Source organism: Okeania sp. SIO2B9 (assembly GCF_010672505.1).
Lineage (GTDB): Bacteria > Cyanobacteriota > Cyanobacteriia > Cyanobacteriales > Microcoleaceae > Okeania > Okeania hirsuta.
On the sequence record NZ_JAAHGK010000065.1, the window covers coordinates 1 to 11597 of the forward strand.

Sequence of the window (11597 nt, forward strand, 5' to 3'; positions counted from 1 at the left end):
AGACATCTCCAATAATAAAAAATCAAATCAATTATCGTACAGAAATTATCAATTATTTCCCTCTATTCCCTACTCCCTATCCGTGGAAAAGATGTCTAATATTGGAGTAATTTAATAAATTATAAACAGATATTATATAGCCGGATTCTATGTGCAATTAACAGGATTTGTATTATACCATTTCTAAAAAGTAATGCGATGAGTAAAGTCATTTACTGCTATGAACAAAGGTTTATTATTCACCAAGTATATGTAGCAAAAATGCGCGACATTTGGTATATCCTTTCCCCAGCAACTGAGCTACAGTCTATTATTTACCATCCTTGGTTGTACTGAAATCAATGTACTTCACCACACTGAGAAATCACTGACAAATGCTATTTTACTCCAAACAATCAATCAAAATATTGTCATTTTTATCGATGAAATTTATAGCATTTTCAGCCTGTATGCCATAATAAAAATTATGGGATGTTTTCCGGATTAACATCGAACTATGGAGAATAATGAATTAAAGTCTTAATTACTTAAGACTTTAATTCCGGTAAATTAGTAAACTAAAACCCATTTATGTTCCAATTTACAATAGCTATATGTACTTATAATGGAGAAACTCGTTTAGGTGAAGTTCTAGAAAAACTCAGTCATCAATTAAATCAGCACAATATTTCTTGGGAAGTTTTGGTTGTTGATAATAATAGCCAAGATAAAACTGCTGAATGTGTGTGTCAGTACCAAACTCTTTGGGCAGGAAAAATTGAATTAAGATACACTTTTGAATCAAAACAAGGATTAGCTTTTGCTCGACAAACTGCTATTGAAAAAGCACGAGGTAAATTAGTAGGATTTATTGATGATGATAATTTTCCTCAAAAAGATTGGTTAGAAAAAGCTTATTTATTTGCTGAAAGTCATCCTCAAGTAGGAGCATTTGGTGGTCAAATTGAGGGAGCTTTTCAAAAAGAACTGCCAAAAGATTTTGATAAAATAGCGAGTTTTTTAGCAGTAATTGACCGTGGAAAACAAGCTTTGATTTATCCACCAGAAAAACGAATTCTCCCTCCTGGAGCGGGACTAGTTGTTCTTCGTCAAGCTTGGTTAGACTGTGTTCCGAAAAAATTATTTCTCGCAGGTAGAACTGGTAACTCTATGTTAGCCAGCGAAGATTTAGAAGCTTTATCCTATATCCAACGTGGCGGTTGGGAAATTTGGCATAATCCTCAGATGGTAATTACACATAAAATACCTCCATATCGCTTAGAAAAAAAATATTTACTTTCTCTAGTACGGGGTGTTGGTTTAGCAAGACATCATATCAGAATGATTCGTATAAGTAGTTGGCAAAGACCCTTGGTTGTGCCTATTTATATTGCTAATGATTTTAGGAAAATTTTATTGTATTATTTACAGCACAGAAAACATTGTAAAACAGAACTTAGTTTAGCTTGCGAGATAGAATTTTTATGGAGTACTTTATTCAGCCCTTTTTATCTGTGCAGAAAACAGCTATATGACTATTTTAGACAAACTTAAATAAATTTTAGATAATACTATGACAACCCCTGAAGATATCAAAGAAAAGTTGTATTATTCTCTAGCAAATCTAGAAAAATATGAAAAATGTGCTTTACTAGATTATCCTGATTATTTGAATTTAGGAGACCATCTAATTTGGTTAGGTTCCGTTCTTTATCTAACTGAAGTTAATCACACAAAAATTGGATATGCTGCCAGTGTGAAAAATTTTTCTGCTAGAGAAATGGAAGAAAAAATTGGTCAAGCTCCTATCTTTCTTAATGGTGGTGGAAATTTAGGGGATTTGTGGGGAGAATGTCAAAGATTTCGAGAGAAAATTATTACTCAATATCAAGACCGCCCTATAATAATTTTTCCCCAAAGTATTTACTTTAAAAACTTAGAAAATCTCAAAAAAACAGCAAATATTTTTAATAGTCACCCTGCTCTAACGATTTTTGTTAGAGATAGTCTAAGTTATAAACTAGCTAGTGAATATTTTACTAAATGCCAAATTTTTATGGCTCCTGATATGGCTTTTCAAATGGTTAATAGTCTGAACAGAGAGCAACAACAAAATTACAACAATTCTATACTGTATCTATGTCGAGATGACCGTGAATTGAATCAAACTTTTGCTCCTAGTCAGCTCGGATTATCTAATTTAGTCATTGCAGATTGGGTTTCTTACAAATGGGTTTTAGGAGTTGAAAAAACTAAGTTGCTGAGATGGGTAGCAACTCTATTTAGAGAAGGATGGCAAAGAGGTTTAGCTACTCCCCAAGAATGGTTTACTAGGCAACAATGGCTAGCTTCTCATCCCTATACACTCAAGTTTCAGAATTTACAATACTCTAGTTTACACAGTCGGTCGTGGCACTTTATTCATAGTGCAATCTATCAATTGCAACGCCATAAATTAATAATTACCAATCGTTTACACGGTCATATTTTATGTATTTTACTCAATAAACCTCACATATTTTTGCCCAATGCTTATCATAAAAATGAATTATTTTATCAAACCTGGACATCGAAAATTTCCTTTTGTAAATTTGTCAAAGACTTAGATAAAATTAGTAAGTCAATATCTGAATTATGAGTTAATTAGAATATGAGTTAATTAAAATTTTCTCCTAACTCAGTTGTTCAATAAATAGGTAGGCATTAAAATTTATAGTTAGAGTCAGGCAGGGAATAGAGGGTGTCAAGTAGAAGGAAAAATGCTTATAAACTACTTTAGTTTTTGTTACATACTTGATATTTTTTTCGTGATCAATAAAATCACTTTTTAACGGCTCAGATATAATTAGTTATATAATTAAATATAAAAATAGGAAAAAAATCAATAAATTATGGCTAATCTAATAATTATTGTCGATTCAGATCCAGAACGCAGAACAAATTTTATTAACAAAGTTAAGCCATTATTACCACCCTTCACAGGATTAGTAACTAACTCTTGTACGACAGGAAATTTTGCCAGTATTTGGGCGGCTAATTCTCAAGCTCCTATCAGTCATTGTACTAATAATAATGGCGCTGCGGTAGTGTGGGGACACGCCATAACCCACAATTCAACCGAGCAGATTAATGCAGAATCTTTGCAACAAAAATGGCAACCTGGCAAGATTAATAATGCTTTTCCTACCTTTGATGGTTTTTATGCTGCTGTAGTTTACAATCCCGAACATGGACTAATAGTTGGAGGAGATTTATTAGGTTTTTTTCCTCTTTATTATTACACCGATGAAAATGTTATTCTGATTGGCTCAAGTCCAGAACTTTTTAGGTATTATCCTAACTTTAATCCTCAATTTAATCCACAAGGTTTAGTAGGATTATTGCTGGTTGGGGGTATGGTTAACGAACAAACCCTTTGGTCAAATGCTAAACGTTTAGGTGCAGGAAATATACTGCAATGGAAACCTCAAACTGTGGGTAAAGAATTGCAACAATATCGCCTTCCTTGCTCTAGTGACAATACTCCTTATTCCTATCTTTCATTTGCAGAACATTTAGACATTTTAGATGAAGCAATTGACCAAGCGATCGCCCGCCACGCATCCACAAGCAAAAAACATAACTTTTTGTTGTCAGGAGGGTTAGACTCACGGATGTTAGCCGGATTTCTCCACCGTCAAGGCATTGATCCAGTGGCCTTTACCTTAGGAAAACAGGGCGATATAGAACTAGAATGCGCCACTGCTGTAGCTCGTCACCTAAATTGGGAACATCGAGTAGTTTCAACTCCTATGAATAAGTATCCTTTTTATGCTAACTTTGTAGCCAATTGGGAACACCTAGCTGGAGGTTTTGGTGGTATCAGTGGAATGGTTTCTGATGCTCATTCCTACCTAAAATTTTCACCATACCCAATTGTTAATGGTTTTGCAATGGATCTAGTTATTGGTGGCTTGAGCAATTCTTCTGTTTCTTTTCAATCAATCTTTAACAAATCTAATTGTGGGAGACTTTCACCAGAAGTATTAAGTAAATTAGTTAATCAAGATATATTTGGCGATCTAGTCTCAGATACTATCACTATTCTCCAAGAAAATTACAAAGCATACTCAGATTTAGAGTGGCAACAAGCATGGTGTTTTAGCCTTTATCATGGTAATCGATTTGTGATGGGTACAATGGCTTGGGAAATTTCCTTTGGGGCATGGCCGATAGTAGCAATATTAGATAGAAAACTATTAGAAACTGCTGTTGTATTACCCCCTTCAACAATGAATAAAAGACGGGCACAAAAAGCATTAGTCTGTACCAGATTTCCACAACTAGCACAATTACCATTAGATCATAATTCTTGGAATATGGAACCTCTTAAACCTCGCCCAATTCGTCGGCAGTTAAATTTATTGTTCAAATTGCAACAAAAATGGCGGAGGTTACAGCTTGAATTGGGTTATGACCGACGTTATTACTATCGAATTTTTGACATTAACAATTTTGGATGGCAAGCAGTACGAAAAGAAGCAGAACCTTGTCGCTCTAAAGTAGAATATTTATTTAATATGGATGTTCTTAATAAATTATTGCCAGCTCCTGATGTTAAGTTAAAATTTAAGTCAGATTCTATTCAAGAAGCTTCTGGACTTATGGTTTTATTTTGTTTGTTGCTTTGGTCAAAAAATCACCTGTAATTCATCTGTAAATTTAATGTCTAAAACTCATCTCTGGCAAGAAGAAATAGTTGAAGCTAATGGTTTGATGACTATTAGCGTAACTATTGAAAATCCTCAACAAAATCGACAGCAACTTTGGTATCGCATCCCCAAAAATTATCGTTCTATTTTAATTTCAAGCTGTGACCCTTTTGTCATTGCTATCATTTTTCTAGCAATGAATCAAGGCACAGATTTAATGGTGCATGGAGAAGTTTCTCCCTCTTTACTGAGAAATTTAGAAGAATTCCAAATAATTTGGTCTGCTTGGAAACCAGAGCAATATAATATCATCCAAATTAACGCTGAAACTGAAAAAGAACAAGAAACAATTTTAGCAACAGAGAAAGCAATTAGTGCTTTTTCTGGAGGAGTTGATAGTTGTTTTACCGCCTTTCGCCATAGTCGAGGAAATTGTGGTAGACAAAAACGTAATCTGAAAGCTGGTTTAATGGTGCATGGTTTTGATATTCCCGTAGAGCAAGAAGAAATCTTTTCTCGTGCTGCTCAAAAGTCTCAAATTATGTTATCAAGTTTAGGCATGGAATTAATCCCCATAGCAACTAATTTTCGCAAAGTAATTAAACTTAATTGGGAAGATGTTTTTGGCACAGCGATCGCCTCTTGTTTAAACTTAGTTAAAAAAGGTTACAATACAGGGTTAATTCCTGCTTCTTATGCCTACCGAGATATTACTTTACCTTATGGCTCAAATCCCCTCACTGATCCTTTACTATCAAGTAAGTCTTTTACCATCATTTATGATGGGGGAAAATTTGGTCGCTTAGAGAAAATAAAAGAGATTTATAATTGGGATGAAGCTTTAGTAAACTTAAGAGTTTGTTGGCAAGGTGAACAAAAAGATCGTAACTGTGGACGTTGCGAAAAATGTATTCGCAATATCTTAAATTTTCGAGCTTTAGGTTATGAATTACCACCTTGTTTTCCGAAAGATGTTACAAACAAACAAATTGCTAATCTTAAGCTTAGAGGTGGATCTTTGGATTCAATGGAACACATTCTCAAACTAATTAAAATTAATCAAATTTCTGGTTTTTGGATCAAAGTTTTGCAAGCAACTGTTCTCAAAAACCGCATATTGATAAATTTAGAAAAAATGATTCCTGATTCGGGGAAAGAGAAGTTACGGCAATTAAAATTTTTGTTAAATAATAATCTAAAACATAAAAGATAATTGCATAACAAAATTTTGAGGAGAGGGTAAAATGTTTAAAAATTACAAAGATATATTTAATCAACGAGGTACTTTATACCATCAAGGAATGCTGAAGTATCCTCTAGCCAGAGCAGCAGAATTTAACAATATAATTAAATTGTCTGACTTACAAGATAATCAGATTATTTGTGATATGCCTTCAGGGGGATGCTATATTAGTAATTTTATTCAACAGAATCTGAAAATTATTTCTATAGAAACATCGAATGAGTTTATTAAAGATTCTCACAATACAGTCAACAATACTATTGTAGTTTGTGAAGATATCAGTAATATTCCACTTAACTCAAATAGTATTGATCGGATTATGAGTTTGGCTGGATTGCATCATATCGAGCATAAAGTTGACTTTTACAAAGAAGCTTACCGTTTATTAAAGACAAAGGGAATATTTTGTATTGCAGATGCTTTAAAAGATTCAAAAGTTGCTAACTTTTTAAACATTTTTGTCGATCAATATAATTCTATGGGTCATCAAGGTAATTTTTTAACAGAAAACACAAAAGATGAACTAGAATTCATTAATTTTCAAGTGGTACATAATGCTTCTATTAGTTATCATTGGTGTTTTGATTCAGTAGCTAGTATGGTAGATTACTGCCAGTTACTTTTTGGTATTGATCAAGCAAACTATAACCAGATTCTCGAAGGTATAGAAACATATTTAGGCTATTATCTAGAAAATGATAAATGTTATATGAATTGGGAACTACATTTTCTCAAATCTATTAAAGATAATTAGGTTTTTACTATTAATTTATCGCTACTTTTAATGTAAAAAATTTAATTATTAAAAATCTGTTATGTCAACCATTCTTGATCAGAATCAGCATTAATAGGAAGTTGAATTATATTCGAGGATAAATCACTTTGAATAACATCTCGATTGCGTAATTTATAAGTTGAAGAAAAAACACTATTGGGACTAAGGGTAGTGCATCAAGAAACTGTGGGAATGATCATATGAATATTGTCCCTAAATAGTTGAAACGATTATTGTAGATTTTTTCAACGCTCTAGTAAATAAATCTTCTTGTGAAATAGGAATATCTAAACCATGTATCATTAAACCAGCTAATAAATTATGTTTTTTTCTTCTATGAACATCTTGACTATGACGAAAAGCAGTAAAAAAACTATCTAAATTACCTGAAAATGCTGAAATAGCTTGTGGTTGACCTAATGGCTTTTCTAATTCTTTTTCTGTGTCTGCTTGAACCTTGAAGAAGGAGACAGGAGACAGGAGACAGGAGACAGGAGGAAAATTACATGGGGATTCTAACCCCAAGTAATTTTGAACACCGTGTAGACGGTGGGGTATTAAACCCACAAAGAAAATGATAATTTTTGTATATTTTTGCAATGGATAGCAGCACCATGCGTCTTGAAATTCATCTAAAATTATCCAGTAAAGATTGAGAAACTTGACCATGGATAATTAATCGCAACCTTGACTCATTGCTAATAAAATTGTCGCAATCACAAAAGAATCACAGTTAGTGTTTATATCTTCTTGATATTTAAGATAAAAACGATACCAAAGATTAACTTGAGATTGATTTGACATTTCTATAGTGGTACTGACATGAACTAAATTATCGATTATTTTAGTTTCTTCTTGCCAAATATGTATTTTGGCCATTACTAAATTATAATTTGCTTTAGGAATAGAAATATTTGATATTAACAGTCAAGTCTTTGAGAAACAAAAAATTTTGTTAGACAATACAATAATAAAACTTACTTACTATATTTGAGCAAATTTATCAATACCTGTCTGCCATTGAATATTTCTGCTTCCTTATTGAGGGTTTTAATGCAGAATTATAAATTTTTTCATTCTCCTTAACAGACTGCCACAAATCAATCATTGGTTGTGGATAATTAATACCAATTTTTACACCAAACTTCTCTTGTTCAGCAGGTGATAATTTCCCAGGTTCATGTATTTTAGGAGCAGGTACTCTTGCTAATTCTGGCAACCAATGTTTAACATATTTTCCTTCGGGGTCGTAATCTTTTGCCTGTTTAGGAATATTAAAATAACGAAACCCCCGTGCATCATTTCCCACTCCAGCAGTATAATTCCAATTTCCCCAGTTACTACAAACATCATAATCTATCAATAAAGACTCAAACCATTCAGCACCCATTTGCCAATTAATTCCTAAATTTTTAGTCAGAAAACTAGCAACATTTTGTCTACCACGATTTGACATAAAACCTGTCATTAAAAGTTCGCGCATATTAGCATCTACTAAAGGAAATCCTGTTTTACCTTCTTGCCATTTTCTAAATTTTTCCCAATCTTCCTGCCAAGGAATAGCTACTCCTTGTAAACCAGATTTATAAAATACTTTATTCCCATGTTTTTGACAAATAAATCGGAAATAATCCCGCCATAATAATTCAAATATTAACCAATAAGTGGAATTATTTTTTACCCTCCGCTCTTCATATTCTTGTACCTGTTCATAAATATAACGAGGTGATAAACATCCTAAAGCTAACCAAGGAGAAAATTTAGAGGAATAATTTGCCCCTAGCATTCCATTTCTTGTTTCTTTATAAACTTTTAGACAATCTTGCTGCCAAAAGTAATTTTTTACTCTTTCTTTTCCAGCAGTTTCTCCGCCTCTAAACACTAAAACTGCTCGTGAATCTTGTGGTGGTAATTCTAGATTGAGTTTGGATAAGGTAGGTAACTCTCCCAGTTCAACTTCTGGCAAAAATGGTAATTTTTTAGGAGTTGAAAATGTAGGATTTATAGTAGATTTTTTTTCTATTTCTTTCCGAAAACTGGTAAATACTTCTGGTAATTGCTTAATTTCAAAAGGTAAATCATCAGGATGGTAAAGTGTATGACCCCAAAATGATTGAAACTTAACCCCAATTTGTTTTAATGCTTGGTGAAGTGCTATTTCTACTTGAATTTCTTCTGCTGTAACTTCTCGATGAAAAAATACAGATTTAACTTTTAATTCTTGAGCAAGTTGAGGAATTGCTATTTCTGGTTTTTGTTGACTAATTATTAAATTACTACCTAGTTTTTGTAGAGTATTACGCAAGTCAGCAATACTTTCAATTAAAAATTTTGCCCTAAATGCACCTGTTTTAGGAAAGCCAAAATTAGTCTTACCAAATTGTCTTGGATCGAAGCAATAAATAGGAATAATTTGAGCCTGAGTTTTTATTGCTTGATCGAGGGGTTCATGGTCATGGATGCGTAGGTCGTTACGATACCATAATATAATTCTGTCTTGGTTCATAAGCTTTTATAGCGCTACGCGCTAGGGAATATTGAAAAATATCCTAACTAATTCTTAAAGTATAGAATATAGCAATTATTATATTCATATGATATGTTTTTTTCTTCTTCTGTGTTCCCTGTTCCCTGTTCCCTGTTCCCTAAAAATTGAAAAATATCCTAACTAATTCTTAAAGTATAGAATATAGCAATTATTATATTCATATAATATGTTTTTTTCTTCTTCTCTGTTCCCTGTTCCCTATTCCCTGTTCCCTAAAAAATGAAAAATATCCTAACTAATTCTTATAGTGCTATAGCAATCACCGAATGAGTTGTAAGAATTGAGATGTTCCTTAGAAGTTGTTCCTTAAAAGTATAGAATATAGCAATTATTATATTCATATAATATGTTTTTTTCTTCTCTGTTCCCTGTTCCCTGTTCCCTGTTCCCTAAAAGATGAAAAAACTGATTACTAAACTGACACCTGACCAAGAAACTCTCATTCCAGTTTATCGAAAAAAGTGGCATACAATAGCACATTCTACCCAACCTATTAATCGTCAAAAAGCTACTAAAGCGATTCAGTTAGCCTACAATTTAATGGGCGACCCAAATCCAGAGATTGTTTTTTGTGAAAGCCCCTATGCAGCTTTTGACACTCTACTTAGTGTCATTTGGCAACGATGGGAAAGCAAAGATGACTATGGTCATCGTCACATTTTCGGAGATAGATGGCAACTTTTGAGAGAACAACTAAAGTTGCAAATTACCGATAAATTATGTGAAGAAATAGATAGCAAAATTCGGGAAGATACTAACAGTTCATTAACAGAAGAGTCATTAAAACCAGAGGATCTTTGGAGTCATATTCTTTACTCTCAAATAGAAGAAAAATGGCAAGAAATAGTTTCTGATATTTCAATTAAATTGTTGTGTTTGTGGAGTTATCCTATTCCTACAGAATTATGGAGTAGTTATGTTGCTTGGATAGATTTTTGTATTTCTGTGATTAATTGTGATTATAATTCAGACGACTGGCAAGTATTAGAGTCTATTGTCAGAAACTGTGGTTGGATATATCCTTTGAGACATCTGTGTATTATTTGCGATCGCCCTAGAAAGTTATTCTTGGATGATGAATATCGCCCCCAGGCGGAAGGCACACCAGCTATTGAATTTGCTGATGGTTATAGTTTATATGCTAATCATGGTGTGAGACTACCAGAAGAATATGGAATATTCTCTCCTCAAAAATGGGAGGCAAAATGGCTTTTATCTACAAAAAATGCTGAACTCAGACGAGTATTAATTCAGGAAATTGGTTATGAGAAAATTTGCCAAGATTTACAAACTTTAGAAATAGATACATGGCAAGAATATACTCTCTTAAGAATAGATGATGATGCCGATATTGAGCCAATATTAATCTTAAAAATGATTTGTCCAAGCACGGGAAATATTCATACTTTAAGGGTACCTCCTGATATAAACTCGGCGAAAGAAGCTATTAGTTGGGTAAATTGGGGAATTTATCCAGAAGAATTTTATATACAAACTTAGCAATATCATCTAATTGACATCCTCTGCGACCTGAAAGCACCCCCCCCACTCTCCTCTAGATTATGCAACGCCTGTTTTTTTAAGATATAATTCCAAGCATTTTTTGCTCTGTTGGAAGCAGATTTTTGTCGCAGTAATAATTCTGTTAATGTCTTGGCAAAAAACTTAATTGTTTTTTGTGTGGCAGCGATCGCCTTTTGGATGTTGCCTTAGCAAATTGCCATTCCCCTACAATATAAACTCTTATCTTTAACACTGAATAACACCGATGCTACGGGGTTTGATATTAGGGCTAGAGCAAAACTACGAAGCCCTATTATAACTGTTTTACCGTAAGCGTAGCTCCCCCGAAGGGGGCACATGATATAAAAATTGCACTGAGGTAAGTTGCTAACACTACATTAATTTTTTGCTGATTTATTTGATTTAAAATCAATTAAATTATTCAGAATTCCAAACCAAAAAGGCGCTCCTTGAGAAATTGCAATAATACTTATAATCCATCCTGTAATGGCTTTAATAATATGAGGAAAATTAAAGGGTGTAAACTGTTCTTTTAGTGGTTCTGAAAAATTCCATCCAATTGGCAAATTATCAATTCCATCCAAGGCCATAAAAGTCGTAGCGAATTGTTCTTGAATACAAGTTTGAAATTTGGTCTCGTCATTGACCTGCGAACATGAATTTGATTCAGAATTTGAGACTATTACTTCCGTTATTTTATTACTTAGGGTTGAGGTAATTTCGCTTTTTGATAAATTATCGATAATGTTTACTGTGTCAATATTGAACATCAAAACAACTATTACAGATAATATAATAGAAATGTATTGCCTTTTTTTATCGTAAATTTCTAAAGCA

General features: G+C 33.1%; 10 protein-coding genes. 6 read left to right on the top strand and 4 right to left on the bottom strand.

The annotated features are described in order from the left end of the window. The first annotated feature begins 570 nt into the window (after positions 1 to 570). The 5 genes from hpsE to F6K13_RS04355 all read left to right on the top strand — a co-directional run bounded on the left by hpsE (position 571) and on the right by F6K13_RS04355 (position 6667). Positions 571 to 1533 (top strand): hormogonium polysaccharide biosynthesis glycosyltransferase HpsE, encoded by a 963-nt coding sequence (hpsE, locus tag F6K13_RS04335; RefSeq protein WP_124146004.1) that lies wholly within the window; start codon positions 571 to 573, stop codon positions 1531 to 1533. Positions 1534 to 1552: 19 nt separating this feature from the next. Next, positions 1553 to 2617: a polysaccharide pyruvyl transferase family protein gene (locus F6K13_RS04340; RefSeq protein ID WP_124146005.1), complete on the top strand. Its 1065-nt coding sequence runs from the start codon at positions 1553 to 1555 to the stop codon at positions 2615 to 2617. Positions 2618 to 2870: 253 nt separating this feature from the next. Continuing rightward, positions 2871 to 4667, top strand: coding sequence for an asparagine synthase-related protein (locus tag F6K13_RS04345; RefSeq protein ID WP_124146006.1), 1797 nt, complete (start codon positions 2871 to 2873; stop codon positions 4665 to 4667). Between the two features lie 16 nt (positions 4668 to 4683). Next, the gene (locus tag F6K13_RS04350) at positions 4684 to 5883 is read left to right on the top strand and encodes a hypothetical protein (RefSeq protein WP_124146007.1); all 1200 of its coding nucleotides are present in this window, start codon (positions 4684 to 4686) and stop codon (positions 5881 to 5883) included. Between the two features lie 31 nt (positions 5884 to 5914). Next, the gene (locus tag F6K13_RS04355) at positions 5915 to 6667 is read left to right on the top strand and encodes a class I SAM-dependent methyltransferase (RefSeq protein ID WP_124155279.1); all 753 of its coding nucleotides are present in this window, start codon (positions 5915 to 5917) and stop codon (positions 6665 to 6667) included. A gap of 234 nt (positions 6668 to 6901) precedes the next feature. On the opposite strand, the gene F6K13_RS04360 is transcribed toward F6K13_RS04355, so the two are convergent. The 3 genes from F6K13_RS04360 to F6K13_RS04370 form a co-directional block, all read right to left on the bottom strand. Next, positions 6902 to 7357, bottom strand: a complete 456-nt coding sequence (locus tag F6K13_RS04360) for a hypothetical protein (RefSeq protein WP_287240079.1) — start codon at positions 7355 to 7357, stop codon at positions 6902 to 6904. A 6-nt stretch (positions 7358 to 7363) separates the two neighbouring features. Beyond that, positions 7364 to 7567 (bottom strand): hypothetical protein, encoded by a 204-nt coding sequence (locus F6K13_RS04365; RefSeq protein ID WP_124146010.1) that lies wholly within the window; start codon positions 7565 to 7567, stop codon positions 7364 to 7366. A 124-nt stretch (positions 7568 to 7691) separates the two neighbouring features. Continuing rightward, the gene (locus F6K13_RS04370; protein ID WP_124146011.1) at positions 7692 to 9194 is read right to left on the bottom strand and encodes a DASH family cryptochrome; all 1503 of its coding nucleotides are present in this window, start codon (positions 9192 to 9194) and stop codon (positions 7692 to 7694) included. A 438-nt stretch (positions 9195 to 9632) separates the two neighbouring features. Between F6K13_RS04370 and F6K13_RS04375 the strand changes: the two genes are divergently transcribed. After that, positions 9633 to 10736 carry a DUF6745 domain-containing protein gene (locus F6K13_RS04375; RefSeq protein ID WP_287286899.1) on the top strand — a complete coding sequence of 368 codons (1104 nt, stop codon included), beginning with the start codon at positions 9633 to 9635 and terminating at the stop codon, positions 10734 to 10736. 401 nt (positions 10737 to 11137) lie between these two features. On the opposite strand, the gene F6K13_RS04380 is transcribed toward F6K13_RS04375, so the two are convergent. After that, positions 11138 to 11597: hypothetical protein (locus F6K13_RS04380; protein WP_287286900.1), on the bottom strand; the 460-nt coding region annotated here is incomplete at its 5' end.